Source organism: Aggregatilinea sp. (assembly GCF_036822615.1).
Classification (GTDB): domain Bacteria; phylum Chloroflexota; class Anaerolineae; order Aggregatilineales; family Aggregatilineaceae; genus Aggregatilinea.
Map to the genome: position 1 here is coordinate 44,395 of NZ_DAISHJ010000022.1, position 14,190 is coordinate 58,584.

Genomic DNA, 14,190 nt, shown 5'->3' on the forward strand with positions numbered 1-14,190 from the left:
CTAAAATGCCCTACGGCTCCGCCGCTCATCTATCGCCATGTCGCCAATATACGTTTTAGTCTCGTCGATTGAGCTGTGGCCCATGTTCTGACTGAGCGCGACTAGGCCCAGCCCTGCATGATATTGCAACCGCGCGTAAGTCCGTCGTAAATCGTGTGGTGCTACAGTTATCATCATACCATCACGTATGGTACTGTATGATCGCACAATTTCACCAATCCTGCGATTTGACAGTCTGCCGCGCAAACTCCGGTTATCTTTCCAGAAGGACCAGTACACTGCCGGGTCGCCGGTGATCCCGCAATCATCCAGGTACTGAACGAAGCGTTCCGTATAGTGCAGGCCCGCCAGCGCCTCGCCATAGGGGATCACGCGCTGCTTCCCACCTTTGCCCTCGCGCACCAGCAAACACAGTTCACCATCTACCGTGTGGTAGAGGTCCGAAACGTTGAGCGCAGACAACTCGAACTCACGGACGCCGGTGCTCAGCAGCATGGCGAGGATCGCGCTGTCACGCCACGCCAGCGGCGTATCGCCGTAAAGATGCTCCGGCTGGGCGATCAGGTCCGCGGCCTCGTCTGCGGTCAACCACATGCGCTCCCGGTCGGTCCTGTCCTGTTTTTTGATCACCCGCGTCGGCGCTTCGTCCGGGTGAATCGCATTCTGGATGCGCATGATCAGTTCATCGACCACTGCCTTTGTATCCGCCATGCTGCCAGACGGCGGGAGCATTCCATAAAAAAGATCCCGCTGTCGAATAAGAGCACGGTAGCGGGATCGGATGGTAGCCAGATGCGCTTTTACGCTGCTCTCTGACAGTCCCTCGCGGCGTAGGTGATCCCGGTATAGGGCGAGATCAGGAGACCACCAATCGATCCCATTGTGGTGTAGGTAGGTTTGATAGCGTTGGAGTCTGCTCTTGGCGTCTTTGTTTGTGATGCCTTCCAGAAGAACAGATCCCCAATCGTTGTAGATTGTGATCTCACCTTTTTTCTTGCGCATGACTCCTGCTCTCACTGGATATCGTGTAAGTAGTAGAGTCTTGATTCTTGATTCTTGGATCTAGAATCAAGAGTCTAGTTAGGCTTCATGTGGTGAACCCCCCCGGTTCATGATGTGAAGTGGAGGGGGTTCATACAGTGAAGGGGGGTAGGGGTTCACCACATGAAGGGGGGTATGGTATAAACCCCTCTATCGAAGCTGGCGGATTGCAGTAAAATCGCGCAGCCACAGGCCGCGCGGTTGGCGCTTTCTCTGCTGCCGGATCTGCACCAGCTCGCGCTGGGAGCGGCGACGTCCACCGTGCTGCACCGGGCGAGGCGGCGCATAGACGCGAATGAAGCCATGCCGAACCAAGCCGTGATAGATCCTGTGGATCAGCTTCTGGACCCACTCGACTACAGGGCGAATGACTTCGCTGATGACTCGGAATGCTTCCCGGATTGTCTCGGCGGCCCTGTTCAGGTCATCCGCAGTGAGGCGAGGCGTGTTATCCATGTTCACTTTTCCCCTTGAGTATGCGTGAGAACCAAGTTCCTACGATTTGAGATATTTTGACGATCATGTCCAGGGCATCCTGTAGCGCCTGGATGAAGGTGTCGGCGAGCCAGTCGCTGGACGGTTCCGGCTGGTTTTTGGACGGCTCGACCAGTATCCGTAGGTAGTAGCCGAGCGCCACGCAGAGTAGCATCATCAGCCACAAGCTACAGAAAACAGGGTCCATGTTCAGCTCCATAGGCCAAGTCGATGGCCGATATAGGCGGCGCAAATCATCAGGACGCTCACTGTAAACAGTAGGTAACCAAACAGGTCTACATCATTGGAGAGCAGCGCGGCCAGCCCATCCGAGATGTCTGCAACCAGCAAAACGGAAATCCAGATGAGCAGCGCCCACCGGAAACATCGCTTCGATTTACTCATGGTCTATCGTCACCAGTCCGCAGTGCGGGCAGCGATAGACTGTGCTGTGAGCATTCTGGTTCAGCTCGACCAGCTCAAACCCGCCGCAGATCGGGCACACCTGAATGATCTCCGCCACGCGCTCATCGAACGTAAGGCGCAGCGCCGCGTCACAGTACCAGCAGCACAGCTCATCGTTGGCCGTACCCAGCACGTGTTGGTTGTGCATTCCGCACGCTGGGCACTGGACGCGCACCGTGTCTTCGATGATCGCATCCTCAAGTTCCAGGTCAATGTCGTCCATATCATTATACATAGTGCCGTTTAGTCTCCTTTGATCGGCACGCACTGCGGGTCACTCTCTAAACACTCGCCCTGCGCGGCCCTGCAAGCCGCTGTAGCGCGTTTCATGCCAACGCCTCATAGTGGGTCAAATCGTGCCGCAAACGTCCGTCAGCGGCCTTGCTGTGCCTTTGGGTGTAACTTGAACCAGTAGTCCGGCAACACGCCGCGCTCGAACAAGTCCTGATGTGATTGGTAAAGCCGGTCCAGGATTGTTTCGTCATCGTCCTGGCCGAAGATGGCCCGGAGCCGGTGCAGCGCCTCAACGCTCAGTTCGTCCGCGCAGCGCTGGCAGGTGGACCAGTAATCAAACTGGCCGGGTCGCATCTTGTAGAGCCGGTCATGCGGCTTGCCGCAGCGCTCGCAAACTGGCATCTGCATCTGGCGCACTTCGAGCGCTTTCATGGCGGATTTGTGCCACGCCTGATACTGGTGTGCTTTGCTGCGCCGGATCGGGTTTCGTATCTCCAAGCCGCTCAGGTTGTATTTGACGATAGGGCGGTCAGCACGCGACGGATCGATGGCGCAGCGTAGCATCTCATCCAGCCACATCCGGCGCTCGCGCAACTCGTACGGTGCATCCGGGTCGATCATCAGCGGGTTTTTATCTGCGTTCCGCCGCGTGCTTGGCACAAACACATCCGGGTACGGGTACTGGATGCAGCAATCGCGGCACACTCCCCAGGGCAGGACCGGCGAGAACTGTCCAAACAGGGTCGCCGGTTTGCCGCATAGAGGACAATATAGGCGCGTATCCGGCTCTAAGCCGGGGAGTGTGAGCTGCTGCACCGGTTTCACTTCTTCAGCTTGCGCTGCTTCTTCCACCAGCCGAACCATCCGGCCAGGCGTCTCTGCGCCTTTTCGCCCGGCGCATGAAACACGATCTGCACCTTGTCATCAATCAGGACGATAGACTGAATCCGCGCGCCTTGGGGCACGGCCAGCTTCTGCTCGAACTCGCGCAGGCCGATGGTGAAGCCGAACGCGGGTTGCTCGAACTCCGTAGGCGCGGTGGGTTCGACCACCTGCTCAGGCGCAAGATCCTCGATTACACGGGCAGTCTCATCTTTCGTGTTCAAAACATCCTCCATGGTGGCAAATGATCGGGAAAATATGACAACTACCGCCAGCGCCAGTCCCATAGTCCTTTTTCGCCGCGCACCGGCACCGGCTCCGGCGCGACGCGAACCAGCTCAAGCACCCATGCGAAGCGGCCCGGCGCGTAGTTGCCCAGCGCCCTGTCAACCGGGTCCAGGCCCTTGACGATGGCCTGCTCGGTAGTGACCACATCTACCAGCCGCACGATGCACAGCACCGCGCCACGGGGTAGGGCATCCGGCGTGATCTGGTGCGCGGCCAGGATAGAGGCGACCGGCTCACTGGCGCAGATCGCACGTTCCTCCGCTGTCCAGCGCCGGGCCGCGTGGATCGCCAGCAGGCCGCGATAGCGCGTTGACCAATCACGGGTTTCGTGCGTTTTGTGCCCTAGCGCGATCATGGAGGCGTAGGGCTGCCAGAGACTCAGGGCGAGCAACAGTCATCCTCCGAGAAACATATGCCCATCCAACCAGCTTGAACGCCGTCGCTGTCGTAGATCGGTTGCCAGCCTGACTCAAATGGCGGATCTTCGTCGCGCCTGTCCTGTAGCTCCGTAAGCGCGGCATGGATCTGGCGTTCCTCCGGCGTCACAAAGTTGCCGTTGATGCGCATGGTGTAGTAGTCAAGCAGGTCGGCTAGTGCGGTTTGGGTTATGCGGTTGGTGGACACTTTGCTTTATCCTCGCCGTCTGGATTGTTTCCGAGCCATGCTTGCAAGCTCGCTATCGACTTCGAGGGCGCCATGATCACGATAATCTTTTCCGGCGCACGGGCTTCCTCTGATTCGTAGCCGTGTATGAAAAGCTCATCGTCGAACTGCTCGTGATCGAAGCCGCAGTGTTCCAGGCTGGTCAGGTTCATGGTCACGGTGCGCGTGGCCGGGTCATAGGTAAGCATGTGTGCTCCTTTAAGCGAATGTTGCAACGACACGTTCAACCAACATTTTCATGACAGGCGGCGTCACAGCATTTCCCAACTGCCGGACCTTCTCACGCTTGTTCCCGGTGACGTTGTATTTATCTGGGAAGGCCATCGCACGTTGCAGCTCGTGAGGCTGAATCATGCGGAAGCCGCAGTCTTCCAGCGCCGGTTTCGGCTCGATCAAAGCGTGCTTTTCGATGCCGGAAATGGTCGGAATTGCCTCTAGGACGCTCGACGCCTGATTGTTGCCGTAATAGCTGCTGATAAACGGCGGCGTGATGAGCGCCTGCTGGATGCCGGACGCTATGGCCGTTGTCATGGCCTCATCAAGTCCCTGGCTGGTCAATGTGCCGCGCATCGTGATCAGCCAGGGCGGGATCACCAGTCCGATCTTGTTAGCTGTGGTTTGCGTCGGGAACACACCGTTGACACCACGCACGATGTTGTCAAAGTAGTTGACCGATGCCAGGAAGGGCGGCATGACCAACGCGTGACGCGGCTCGCCCGTGAGCGTTGGAACTGGCTCATCGATCGGGCTGTGGGCGGAGTTCCGCGTGTAGTACTGCATCAGGAACGGTGGGAATGACAGGCCCACCGACTGCTGTGTTGTCATGGTTGGTAGCGGCCCATCGGTGGGCCTGCACCGCTTATCGCCCGCGTGTGTGTATCCAAGCTCCACAGCGACCGGCTGGTTGGCGTACTTGTCCAGGCCGTACTGGATACGCTTCAGCGTGCTGGCAGCCAGCGGACGTTTCCGATCCCCAATCCGCTCGACCGGCTGGCTCCAGTCGATGATGCTGGCAGCCGGGAAGTACATCGGCTCGACCACGTTCGTGCAGCGCGGGCAGCGATACACATACTGTTTGCGATAGCGGCCCCACTTCCTGTTTTGCCGCTTCCAGCTTTGAACGGCCCCGACTTCCTGGCCGCAGTGTTCGCAGTACGCCACCGGGCGGAAGTCTAGATCGGGCTTGATGTTGCCCTTCTTCCAGAACACTACGTACATCCGATCCCGGCTTTGGGGCGTCGGCGGCGCGAACATTGAGTTCAGGTAGACAACTTCATGTTCGTAACCCAGGAGCGCCATCGCGTGAATCCAGGCGTCCCACATCACCCAATACCGGGCGTCAACCACGTTCTCAACGATCACGGCTCGGTAGTTGTGATGTTCCGCAAAGCGCGGCACATCCCACATCGTGGCCCGACTGCGTTCTTCAGACGGATCGATTTGATCGTTTCCCCACAGGTCCAGTTGCGCGATGTTTTTGCGCTTTCGGCCTTTGGCTAGGCTGTGATTAGTGCACTCCGGCGACGTGATCAGAATGTCCGTTGTCGGATAGCGACGCGGATCACTCTGGCTGACGTCTGCCAGCGCGTGTAGGGTGTCAGGGAAATTGCTATTGTGCGTTTCAATGGCGCGATCCCAGTGATTCATAGCAAGCCGGATTTCGACGCCCGGTACTTCCACCGCGCCTGAAGAACTTCCGCCCGCGCCGCAAAATTGATCGGTGACCGTGATCGCTGAAGAATGTGGCAACATGGCCTCGTCTCCCATAAACAGACCCGGCAGCACATCGCTTGTGCTGCCGGGTATAGAACTGGTCAATGCGATGAAGGTTAGGCGGCCTTCGCCTTGCCTTCCCAGCGGTCCAGGGCTTCACCCCAGCCAAGATCATCCGGGCTGGTCATCCCGTATTGGCCCGTAGTGCCATGCGCCCAGCAGCGGATCACAGCGAAGTAGATCAGCTTGCGCGGCAAGTGCCACACGATCCACATGATGAGTTGTTCCTGCAGGACGGGGATGCGAGCCTTGAGGTACTTCAAACGCCAACGCAGGTCCATTACATCTGCACTCTCCTATATGGGCTTCTCCGCCTATTCAGCCGTTTATACGCGATGATTTATATAGCTTCATGCGCGCACCCGGCGATTTATAACCTACTATTTCATTTTACAACTCGCGTAACAGGAGCGTCAAAGGGGATAGCGTTTGCCCTTTGGCATATCCCTATGAAGGAATATAATGGAGCACATATAGGTTGGTTTAAAGCACACTTCGGGGGTATGTATGAGGTTCCGCAAACGATTGTTCACGGGTATCGCGCTGCTGCTGACGGTGTTCCTGGCGCTGTGGATCATCAGCGGTCTGTCAACCGATCCTGAGCCGGGCGTGAATGAGGATGCTTACCAGCTCGGCCAGGGCGCGGGCGTGACGATCCTGCTGTGCGTGGGGTTGCCGATCATCGCGTTCTTCGCGCTGCTGGCGTGGCGTAACAGCGTTGGCTTGCGAAACGAGCAGCGCCACCAGGAGCAGCTCGAAGCGATTAAAAACAGCAAGTAGTTTCGTGTAGTAATTAGCTTGAAACAAAACGGGCCGGAGATGTTAAGTCTCCGGCCCTTCGCGTTTTGGAGCGACGGATCGCCTAAATCTGGCATCCAGGCAACCCGTCGCTGTGGGCGGCCTTCACTACTACCGATACAGTCTTACGTCCTTGCCGCCCGATCACAGTTAAAAATAGATCGAAGTTGGGCACACGTACCATCAGACGATACGTGTGCAGGGTAAAGAAGAACACAGAAAGGAGGGTCGGGGCGATCTATGGCCGGATCGCCCCTGGAACACAGTGCAAAGAGTCACCACAACTCGGGCATGATGTGAGAATACATCACCCGTTTAGAGGAGTCAAAGGGGATAGCAGCGCGCCGGGCCGCAACGGAAGAATCCGCGCGGCCCGGCTAGCACAGAGCAAAGTGCTGCGCTCATTGTACAGGAGGATTACACCATTTGCTAGGGCGTGGTGCTCGTGTTAATCTGTCGGGTAGAGCAAAGTGCATAGGAGGAGATTCCATGTTTCGCGGTGCAACCCCATACGCAGATCGATTCCTAACCGGCCAGAAAAGCGCCCTACTCACCTTCGCTGTTCCGGCAGATCGTGTGCAGATCACGCCGGATGCACCCTGGCAACGGCGCGACGATGTATTCCAACCCGGCCAGCAGGTTTACAGTGTCAATCACTCGGGCCTCTCGACCAGCACCCAGGGCGGCACATGTTCGATCCGCGCCCTGCCCTCGAAGCGCCGGATCGACCTTCAGATTATCGAGATTACGATGGTCGATTGCGCGCAGTTGACTGACGAGCAGATCACGGATCTCGGCCTGTCGTTGGACGAGTTCCACGTCCTCTACGGCCATCTGACGACCGGCCTCAAAGGGTTCCTAATTCACGCGATTCCCATCGCGCCCGGCGACGTGCTTCAGTAAGCCGTTTTCCCCTCAAAAACACCCTGCCTCCAATCAAAAATTGGAGGCTTTTTTGTGCCATTTTAGGGGAATTTGGTATTGACAAAATGTACGTCACAATGTACAATTTAGATAGTTAAATACAGTGTCCTACGGCGATGAGCTAGGGGCCAAACCGGGAAACCGGAGACACGCGGAGACACCGCGAAATCCTGAAAGGGACCACAAACGGAGTAAGCGGGTAGTAAAGCGAGGCGCTGGGGTAACGGCCCAGCGCCTCGCTCTGTATCCTTTTTCTCTACTCTGAAAGGAGTACGTTCTAATGGTCTCACAACTTCCCGCTTCTGGCAACCCCCTCCATATGGTCGGAATTGTCATCCCCTATCGGGGACCTGACGATGACTATGTGGTCCACCTCGCGGGCCGAAAGCTCGCTGAGCGGTTCGGGTCAGCAGCGCCCATCTATGATGACGCTTCTGAAACCGTCCTCGTCTACAGTGTCGCTTTCGGTCTCAGCGAACTGGACATGACAATCCTGGTTGGGATTGGAATGCAGTGCGCAGCGAGGATCGAAGGGGTAGCGGTTGTGATTGATGGTGATGCCATCATAATGTAACCGCTACAAGGGCTGTGGGGGGCAACCCCCACAGCCTGCCAGGAGCGGGAAGCAGGGGAACGGCTGAAAGAAATGAGGACAGAATGCGCAAACTGTTTCGCTGGTTGGCCGATTGGCAAACCTGGATTGTGTGCGGTCGCGGTGATCTTGACCCCTGGCTGGTGCTCGCCGCGCTGGTGGCGGCGCTGGTGATCACCCTCAATGAACTGGTGGCCCGGTAGGTTTGGATTATTTGCATTATTGTTCGTTTTAGCGTACAATACAGACAGTAACGCGGCGCACGAAGCGCCCAAGCAAATCAGGAGAAACCGAGAGATGAGCATCCAGAATGACGAAAACGAAACGTTCGACCGCGTAGCGCAGATCGGTATTTTGGACGGTTATGTCCGTGACATGCTGGACACTGCCGCCTATGATGTAACGCCGGGCACTGATGTTCACGAGTTGGCGGTTTTTCTCACCAAGTACCATATCGAGAATAGCGAGGACCTGCCAGGATGGTTTGGCGAGGCGGATCGCACCTACATGATCGAGCGGTTTGAGGCGTCGCTGTCCGACCAGAAAGCACAGGCTGAGGAAGACGAAGACTGAGGCGGAGCACGCAGGGGAACCCGGTAACGGGTTCCCCTTAAGCTGGAGAGAGGTACATGCTCACAACGAAGCAAGCAGCAGAAGAACTCGGTATCACGCTCCGCGCGGTTCAGCAGGCGATCACGCGCGGAACGCTCAAAGCAGAAAAGATGGGACGCGACTGGTTCATCAGAAAGTCCGAGATAGAAGCCTACCGCGCAGCCTCCCTTGGCAAACGTGGGCGGCCAGCAAAATAGTGAGGCCCGGCATATCGCCGGGCCTTTTTTTATTCACTGTAAACCCTTGATTTTCGGTGCAAAATTTGCCATTGCACCGAAAATGGTGGATTACAATCCGCCCAAGCAGGCGGTGATGTCTGTCCAGTCCGTCGCGCTGGACGGGTTGCCGCCGACGTTCCACACCGCGAACCCCATCACCTCTGATTCCCCGTTGTAGATGCTCAGCGCCTTCCGTACGTCCGTCTGGAGCGCCCCACAGTCCACCGGGCCGCGCCCGTTCCCAACGCCCCACTCACTGAAATACCATGGTAGCGCCGCGTACTTGCTGCTGATCAGTCCCAGGATCAAATGGTGACGCCCGAAGATCCACGCGCCGGTCGCAGTAGGGACGACGCCGGGATTGATGCCATAGACATGTTGCGCGATCCCGTGCGTGCGCCCGGACTGGCACGGATGCGCCAGCGCATAATCGAGCGCCGGTTTGCGTGTCTGCCAGTCGGTGAGCAGCGCCGGGTTGCCCGGCGCATCGCTGAACATCAGCAGGCAGATCCCGGCATTGTTCGCCAATTCTTCGAGGCGCAGGGTGAACTGAGTAAACCACGCCTGATCACCCAAGCACTCGTTGGTGACCTCGAAATAGTCAACCACGCCTACCAGCCCGGCCTGCTGCCAAGAGATGTACTGCCAGCTCCACCATTGTGTGGCTGCGTCACGCGGATCGCCCGCAAAGGTTGGGCAGTCTGCGGCACCGGCCAGCGTGTGTGTGCTGCGCCAGACCGTGATCGTTCCTGGCCGCTCCGCCTCCACCTGTTTGATGATGTTTTCCGTCAGCGTCGTGCCTTTGATCGTGCCTACTGCACCGCGCCGGACGGCGGCCAGCACCGGGCCAGCCTGCGCGCCGTAGATCAGGTGCAGGCCGGTTTTCGGCGTGGCGACTCGTGACGGTATAGCAGCAGGCAGGGTCCGGTATGGATCGCAAGCCTCGCCCGTTCCCAGCGTGATATAGGTTTCTCCGGCGTACAGCCCGGCGACCCATCCGGCCACCGGCGACGTGATGCGATACCACGTATTGCTGCCAACCGCCTGCTTTTCCGCCACCGTGATCTGCACATTGGTCGTCAGCGTGCGGATCACGGCGCTGGCCGTGCTGTAGGAGCTGCGCACGTTGAGGTAGACGCGCGTGATCCCGGTGCAGCTTGCCGTGGCTGCCGGAAGGATGTTATTGCAGGCGTCCGTGTCCGGCACGCTGATCAGCGTCTCCCCCGCGTACTGTACCGCGCCCCACACCGCCGATCCGTCGCTGAGTTGGATGGTTGCCCACAAATCGCTTCCAACGCGCTTAAACGCCGTTGCAGTGAGCAATGTGCCATCGTTGATAATGCGCTTGACCGCGTAGCTCGTGCCCGGCCCGGCGCGCAGGTTCAGGCGCGGGGAGGCCACGACCTCGACCGTGCACGTACCGCCCTGCGCTGCGACTGGCTGCACCGCAAATGGCAGCTCAACCAGCAGCAGCGCCAGGATGACAAATCCCACCAAAAACCGCGTGAAGCCCTTCACTGTTACGCTCCCGCCAAGAGAGGCTTGGCGTCCTGATGGAAAACCCGGTAGCGGCGATAGGCCGCCTTGAGACGCGCGGGCGAGAGCGTCAGCCCTGCCCCCTGGCTCCCGACCCACAGCGGATCGTTCACGATCCAATTCCCGTCCTCATCCTGGCCGGTTCCGACCAGCCAGTGCAGGCCCTGGTTGACACCGCCCACCAGGTGCACGGGGAATCCGAGATCGGCATAGTTGACCAGCAGGATCACCGGATGGCCCGCCTCAAACGCCGCTAGAAGCCCGCGATCCGGGTTCTGAGCGGTATCGTAGGCCATCGGCAGGTCGTAGCGGCTGGCGAGGCTCACGAGCTGCGGCGCGGTCGTTTTTCCGTAGGTGTCACGGCTCAACATGTCTACTGCGACGCGTGCCGTGACGCGCCTGTAATGGAGTAGCAGCGTCAGGGTGCTGGCCTGCCCACAGTCATCCGGCAGCGTGGCACCATCGCCCAACTGCGACACGTAAGGGACGTTCAAACGCATGGTTCACACCTCGAGTTTTTTTTCAGTTCGACGGGGAAAAAATCGGGCAGCCACGTGTCCGCAGCTGCCCGTGATGCTACAGGGGGAGTAGAGGATCAGGCGGTCGGTTCGGCGATGGGAAGGCCCTCGTTCGGCTTCTGCGCGTCGAACCAGTCCTTATAGGACAGCGCCGCCATGCCAGCGGACCATGCCTTGTCCCGGTAGGCCAGATAGTCCGCGTAGTACGGCTGCTCGATCACATCATCGCCGCCCGTCACCGCGTCAATCAAATCGTGCGCGGCTTCGCCCAGCGGCTTCGTCTGCGGACGGTTGACCCACACGGCGGTGACATCCGTGATCGTGTGCCCGGTCAGGAGCAAGCTGCCCATGATGAGCACCATCAGGATCATCTGGTTCAGCAGCTCGATCTGGTCCTGCGTCATGTCCGGGCTGGCAAGCTGGAGCAGGTACAGGATCAGCGCGGCGACGAAGGTGCAGGCCGCATAAATGAACTTCTTGCTCTTGTAGAACGGCTTTTCGGTCACTTCTCCATACCTCCATGCATGGATTGAGTTGGATTATTCGCCCGGCGTTGGTGACTTTTCTTCGCTCGGATCGGGTGGCGCATCGGCGGCTGGCGTGTCCGGCGTCGGCTCGGCCTTAGCCTCACGCCCTTCTTCCTCGTCCCGCGCAACACGCGCCCGGAGTTCCTGAACTTCGGTGCGTAGCTGGACCAGCTCGGCGTTGCCCTGTGCGCGAGCGTCCTCAGAGTCTTTCAGTTTCGTTTCCAGGGTACGGACCTGCTCCTCAAGCACGGCCACCTTTGCCGTCAGGCTTTTGATGGTTTCCTGATCACTGGTGCGCGCCTTTTCGAGCACGCCCGCGTTGGAAACAAGCTCCTGAATGCGGCACTCCGCATCGGCCAGGGCTTTGGCAAACATCTCACGTTCCTCGCGCAGCCTCTGACCGAATTGATCCTGCTCCGCCTTCAGCTTTTGCTCGAACTGTTTGCGTTCCTCTTTGAGCTGGCCTTGCGTCGCAGATAGCTGCTCATTCAGGCTGATGTTGGTGGCGTGTACCTCCGTCAGCCGCTTTTGGGTGCTATCGACCGTCTGGTTGCTTGTCTTCAGCGCGTCGGTGACGTCCTTCAGCGCTTCGGAATAAATCCCCACCTCAGCATTGGCCCGCGATCGGCGGAAGAAATACACACCGCCACCAGCCCCAACCATCAGACACAAGGCGATGACCAAAGGCGGAAGGTTATCGAGAAAAAATTGAAAGAACTCGTGAACGATATCCACCCCACCGCCCCCTACGTGAACCGGGCGACCGGCCCGAATCGCGTCAGCGCGCCGCCGTCCAGTTTGATGTACAGGACGCGGATCGTGTGCTCCTGGCCGTCCACCGGCACGTCAGAGATGGACTCGCTCACCCAGCCGCTTGTGCCCGCCTGATTGCCCTGTTTGCGGAACAGGCCGTCCAGGTAAATACCGTACCCGTAGCCTTCCGGCGCTGACGGGAATGAGATGTTGACCTGCGTGGTCACGTTGGAATCCCGCGCCGCCGCGACGGACGCCGGGCCGTCCGCATTGAGCATCTCCGGCAGGGCGGCGGCGAGGACGATAGGGGAGCCGGGCAGCGCCGTGATGTACTTCAGCACCGCATCCAGCGTGTCCATGTTCAGCGCGGCGGCCAGACCGGGATTACTGCCAGACAGGGCAGTTTTCAGGCTAATGAGCAAGGTCTGCTTGTCGGTCGCCAGCGGCACGAGGGAGCGGATCACCTGCTCGATCCCGGCTTCAATCGCCAGCGGGACAAATGCCTGATTTGCCACCTGCGGAACACCGATATTCGTGATGTCAGTCATGTATACGACTCCTTATGTGCGGATATAAACCGGAACGGCCAGCCACGGGTGCATATTGTTATGTGCCCCGCCGCCGCCCGCGTTCGCGGTCTTCAAGGGACTTAGGTAACCACCGCTGCTGACCGCGACATTCTGGGCAACCAGTGTGAAGTTGCCCAAACCGCTACCAGCGACCGACCCATAGGTAACGGGTGTAGTGCCCGTTCCACTAGTGCCAGAACCCTGTTCCTGGTGACCATGAGCGGGCATCTCAGCCTCGCTCAACGTGTGTGTTTCGGTTCCACCTGCCCCGCCGATCACGTCAGCATTGGCGTTCGTCACACGGTTGGCGCTTGTGCCGCCAAGATTGTCCATTCCGAGGGGACTGCGGCCACGGAAGTCAGGCACGTTGAACGTTGTGCTCCCGTCGCCCACGCCGAACGAAGTGCCGATAGCATCAAACAGGTCAACGTATGCAGTTCGGCTCAACGCCTGACCATTGCAAATGACCCAGCCATTCGCACCAGGAGGAGCAACAGCGGTCATGGTGATCTGGCCCGGAAAATCGGGCCGCGCCCAGCGCCGGGACCGGGTAATATCCCCGTCTGCGACAGTCGTGTAACCATTGGCGATCTGGATGTTTGCCAGCCGTTCCTGCCACAGCGAGCCTACAATCTGCGTCAGCGCCGGTGCAGCAGGCGAGGCCGCAGGCGTACCCTTGATGACCTTCAGACGCATCGTTTGCGCGGTCCAGTCCGCTTCGACCGCGATGCTGTCAATACGCGGGTTGCCGGATGTATTCTCATCCAGCGCCATCGTGAGGGGCGTGGTGCTCGTGTAGAGCTGCCCCGCGATGATCAGCTTGCCCGCCGAAACGGTCACCGATCGCGCGGCTGGCGTTGAGGCCGTGACGACCAGCCCGGACGTGACGCCGGTGCGTTCTTCCGCCACAACCGCCAACAGTCCGGCCAACGCGGACGCCGCGTAGGGTCCGCAGTCGCCCACATCACCCGCGTTGCGGTTCCCATCCCAAAAGTAAGATGTCTCCATACCTGCTCCTATAGCGCGATATAGCGCGTGCGATACTGCACCTGGAAACTGGACGCCACGTTGAAGCCGGTTCCGTTGAGCACCAGCCGGTTCGCGCCCGGCGTCAGGTAAAAGTCCACCAGATTGCCGTCGCTGATCTCGTTCATCGACGTCTCACCATCACGGGTGACGGTGATCGCGCCCGGCGTCGTGTCGATGCGAATCAGGCTTTCTTCCGGGACGGGTGTGTTGAGCACGATCTGCGCGCCAGTGGTGAGATTCGAGATGCGTGCGCTGTCATAGGGTCCGCGGATGATGAGTTGGGGATAGCCGCGC

At 59.0% G+C, this 14,190-nt stretch carries 25 protein-coding genes; 6 read left to right on the plus strand and 19 right to left on the minus strand.

Annotated features, from left to right (window positions below; genetic code table 11):
- From V7116_RS09420 to V7116_RS09475, 12 genes are all read right to left on the minus strand, one after another.
- Entirely contained in the window at positions 1-1,002 is a 1,002-nt protein-coding gene (locus V7116_RS09420; protein WP_324391658.1) for a tyrosine-type recombinase/integrase, read from the minus strand.
- Positions 1,003-1,191: 189 nt separating this feature from the next.
- Entirely contained in the window at positions 1,192-1,497 is a 306-nt protein-coding gene (locus tag V7116_RS09425) for a hypothetical protein (RefSeq protein ID WP_324391659.1), read from the minus strand.
- Positions 1,490-1,723, minus strand: a complete 234-nt coding sequence (locus V7116_RS09430) for a hypothetical protein (RefSeq protein ID WP_324391660.1) — start codon at positions 1,721-1,723, stop codon at positions 1,490-1,492. The genes V7116_RS09425 and V7116_RS09430 overlap by 8 nt, the downstream gene beginning before the upstream one ends.
- Before the next feature lie 2 nt (positions 1,724-1,725).
- A complete protein-coding gene (locus tag V7116_RS09435; protein WP_324391661.1) occupies positions 1,726-1,920 on the minus strand; it encodes a hypothetical protein in 195 nt (64 codons plus the stop codon).
- The gene (locus V7116_RS09440; protein ID WP_324391662.1) at positions 1,913-2,215 is read right to left on the minus strand and encodes a hypothetical protein; all 303 of its coding nucleotides are present in this window, start codon (positions 2,213-2,215) and stop codon (positions 1,913-1,915) included. The genes V7116_RS09435 and V7116_RS09440 overlap by 8 nt, the downstream gene beginning before the upstream one ends.
- A 137-nt stretch (positions 2,216-2,352) precedes the next feature.
- Positions 2,353-3,066, minus strand: coding sequence for a hypothetical protein (locus V7116_RS09445; RefSeq protein WP_324391663.1), 714 nt, complete (start codon positions 3,064-3,066; stop codon positions 2,353-2,355).
- A complete protein-coding gene (locus V7116_RS09450) occupies positions 3,036-3,320 on the minus strand; it encodes a hypothetical protein (RefSeq protein ID WP_324391664.1) in 285 nt (94 codons plus the stop codon). Before V7116_RS09450 ends, V7116_RS09445 begins: the two co-directional genes overlap by 31 nt.
- Positions 3,321-3,361: 41 nt before the next feature.
- Complete coding sequence (locus tag V7116_RS09455; protein WP_324391665.1) at positions 3,362-3,775, minus strand: ASCH domain-containing protein; 414 nt, start codon at positions 3,773-3,775, stop codon at positions 3,362-3,364.
- Entirely contained in the window at positions 3,763-4,008 is a 246-nt protein-coding gene (locus V7116_RS09460) for a hypothetical protein (RefSeq protein WP_324391666.1), read from the minus strand. Before V7116_RS09460 ends, V7116_RS09455 begins: the two co-directional genes overlap by 13 nt.
- The gene (locus tag V7116_RS09465) at positions 3,990-4,235 is read right to left on the minus strand and encodes a hypothetical protein (RefSeq protein WP_324391667.1); all 246 of its coding nucleotides are present in this window, start codon (positions 4,233-4,235) and stop codon (positions 3,990-3,992) included. The genes V7116_RS09460 and V7116_RS09465 overlap by 19 nt, the downstream gene beginning before the upstream one ends.
- Positions 4,236-4,245: 10 nt before the next feature.
- The gene (locus V7116_RS09470) at positions 4,246-5,814 is read right to left on the minus strand and encodes a DNA cytosine methyltransferase (protein ID WP_324391668.1); all 1,569 of its coding nucleotides are present in this window, start codon (positions 5,812-5,814) and stop codon (positions 4,246-4,248) included.
- Positions 5,815-5,876: 62 nt separating this feature from the next.
- A complete protein-coding gene (locus tag V7116_RS09475) occupies positions 5,877-6,101 on the minus strand; it encodes a hypothetical protein (RefSeq protein WP_324391669.1) in 225 nt (74 codons plus the stop codon).
- A 226-nt stretch (positions 6,102-6,327) separates the two neighbouring features.
- Here V7116_RS09475 and V7116_RS09480 point away from each other — a divergent pair, with 226 nt between their 5' ends.
- The 6 genes from V7116_RS09480 (at position 6,328) to V7116_RS09505 (ending at position 8,943) form a co-directional block, all read left to right on the plus strand.
- Positions 6,328-6,600, plus strand: coding sequence for a hypothetical protein (locus tag V7116_RS09480; RefSeq protein ID WP_324391670.1), 273 nt, complete (start codon positions 6,328-6,330; stop codon positions 6,598-6,600).
- Between the two features lie 507 nt (positions 6,601-7,107).
- Positions 7,108-7,521, plus strand: coding sequence for a hypothetical protein (locus tag V7116_RS09485; protein WP_324391671.1), 414 nt, complete (start codon positions 7,108-7,110; stop codon positions 7,519-7,521).
- Between the two features lie 301 nt (positions 7,522-7,822).
- Positions 7,823-8,116 (plus strand): hypothetical protein, encoded by a 294-nt coding sequence (locus V7116_RS09490; protein WP_324391672.1) that lies wholly within the window; start codon positions 7,823-7,825, stop codon positions 8,114-8,116.
- 83 nt (positions 8,117-8,199) lie between these two features.
- The gene (locus V7116_RS09495) at positions 8,200-8,337 is read left to right on the plus strand and encodes a hypothetical protein (RefSeq protein WP_324391673.1); all 138 of its coding nucleotides are present in this window, start codon (positions 8,200-8,202) and stop codon (positions 8,335-8,337) included.
- 94 nt (positions 8,338-8,431) lie between these two features.
- Positions 8,432-8,707 (plus strand): hypothetical protein, encoded by a 276-nt coding sequence (locus V7116_RS09500; RefSeq protein ID WP_324391674.1) that lies wholly within the window; start codon positions 8,432-8,434, stop codon positions 8,705-8,707.
- Between the two features lie 56 nt (positions 8,708-8,763).
- A complete protein-coding gene (locus tag V7116_RS09505; protein WP_324391675.1) occupies positions 8,764-8,943 on the plus strand; it encodes a helix-turn-helix domain-containing protein in 180 nt (59 codons plus the stop codon).
- Between the two features lie 90 nt (positions 8,944-9,033).
- Here the strand turns inward: V7116_RS09505 and V7116_RS09510 are convergent, their stop codons facing one another.
- The 7 genes from V7116_RS09510 to V7116_RS09540 form a co-directional block, all read right to left on the minus strand.
- On the minus strand, positions 9,034-10,482 hold the full coding sequence (locus tag V7116_RS09510; protein WP_324391676.1) for an SH3 domain-containing protein: 1,449 nt from the start codon (positions 10,480-10,482) through the stop codon (positions 9,034-9,036).
- Between the two features lie 2 nt (positions 10,483-10,484).
- Positions 10,485-11,000, minus strand: coding sequence for a hypothetical protein (locus V7116_RS09515; RefSeq protein ID WP_324391677.1), 516 nt, complete (start codon positions 10,998-11,000; stop codon positions 10,485-10,487).
- 95 nt (positions 11,001-11,095) lie between these two features.
- Complete coding sequence (locus V7116_RS09520) at positions 11,096-11,524, minus strand: hypothetical protein (protein WP_324391678.1); 429 nt, start codon at positions 11,522-11,524, stop codon at positions 11,096-11,098.
- A 33-nt stretch (positions 11,525-11,557) separates the two neighbouring features.
- Positions 11,558-12,280 (minus strand): coiled-coil domain-containing protein, encoded by a 723-nt coding sequence (locus V7116_RS09525; RefSeq protein WP_324391679.1) that lies wholly within the window; start codon positions 12,278-12,280, stop codon positions 11,558-11,560.
- An 11-nt stretch (positions 12,281-12,291) separates the two neighbouring features.
- The gene (locus V7116_RS09530; protein WP_324391680.1) at positions 12,292-12,846 is read right to left on the minus strand and encodes a hypothetical protein; all 555 of its coding nucleotides are present in this window, start codon (positions 12,844-12,846) and stop codon (positions 12,292-12,294) included.
- A gap of 12 nt (positions 12,847-12,858) precedes the next feature.
- Positions 12,859-13,875, minus strand: coding sequence for a phage tail protein (locus V7116_RS09535; protein ID WP_324391681.1), 1,017 nt, complete (start codon positions 13,873-13,875; stop codon positions 12,859-12,861).
- A gap of 8 nt (positions 13,876-13,883) precedes the next feature.
- Positions 13,884-14,190, minus strand: a 307-nt coding sequence (locus V7116_RS09540) for a phage distal tail protein (protein WP_324391682.1), incomplete at its 5' end; no start/stop codon positions are given.

Bases quoted from the DNA above. Each gene is read 5' to 3' on its own strand.
- V7116_RS09430 (WP_324391660.1), bottom strand. From the start codon at position 1,723: ATGGACCCTGTTTTCTGTAGCTTGTGGCTGATGATGCTACTCTGCGTG.
- V7116_RS09470 (WP_324391668.1), bottom strand. From the start codon at position 5,814: ATGGGAGACGAGGCCATGTTGCCACATTCTTCAGCGATCACGGTCACC.
- V7116_RS09465 (WP_324391667.1), bottom strand. From the start codon at position 4,235: ATGCTTACCTATGACCCGGCCACGCGCACCGTGACCATGAACCTGACC.
- V7116_RS09435 (WP_324391661.1), bottom strand. From the start codon at position 1,920: ATGAGTAAATCGAAGCGATGTTTCCGGTGGGCGCTGCTCATCTGGATT.
- V7116_RS09530 (WP_324391680.1), bottom strand. From the start codon at position 12,846: ATGACTGACATCACGAATATCGGTGTTCCGCAGGTGGCAAATCAGGCA.
- V7116_RS09420 (WP_324391658.1), bottom strand. From the start codon at position 1,002: ATGCGCAAGAAAAAAGGTGAGATCACAATCTACAACGATTGGGGATCT.
- V7116_RS09475 (WP_324391669.1), bottom strand. From the start codon at position 6,101: ATGGACCTGCGTTGGCGTTTGAAGTACCTCAAGGCTCGCATCCCCGTC.
- V7116_RS09500 (WP_324391674.1), top strand. From the start codon at position 8,432: ATGAGCATCCAGAATGACGAAAACGAAACGTTCGACCGCGTAGCGCAG.
- V7116_RS09495 (WP_324391673.1), top strand. From the start codon at position 8,200: ATGCGCAAACTGTTTCGCTGGTTGGCCGATTGGCAAACCTGGATTGTG.
- V7116_RS09440 (WP_324391662.1), bottom strand. From the start codon at position 2,215: ATGTATAATGATATGGACGACATTGACCTGGAACTTGAGGATGCGATC.
- V7116_RS09490 (WP_324391672.1), top strand. From the start codon at position 7,823: ATGGTCTCACAACTTCCCGCTTCTGGCAACCCCCTCCATATGGTCGGA.
- V7116_RS09485 (WP_324391671.1), top strand. From the start codon at position 7,108: ATGTTTCGCGGTGCAACCCCATACGCAGATCGATTCCTAACCGGCCAG.
- V7116_RS09515 (WP_324391677.1), bottom strand. From the start codon at position 11,000: ATGCGTTTGAACGTCCCTTACGTGTCGCAGTTGGGCGATGGTGCCACG.
- V7116_RS09480 (WP_324391670.1), top strand. From the start codon at position 6,328: ATGAGGTTCCGCAAACGATTGTTCACGGGTATCGCGCTGCTGCTGACG.
- V7116_RS09425 (WP_324391659.1), bottom strand. From the start codon at position 1,497: ATGGATAACACGCCTCGCCTCACTGCGGATGACCTGAACAGGGCCGCC.
- V7116_RS09535 (WP_324391681.1), bottom strand. From the start codon at position 13,875: ATGGAGACATCTTACTTTTGGGATGGGAACCGCAACGCGGGTGATGTG.
- V7116_RS09505 (WP_324391675.1), top strand. From the start codon at position 8,764: ATGCTCACAACGAAGCAAGCAGCAGAAGAACTCGGTATCACGCTCCGC.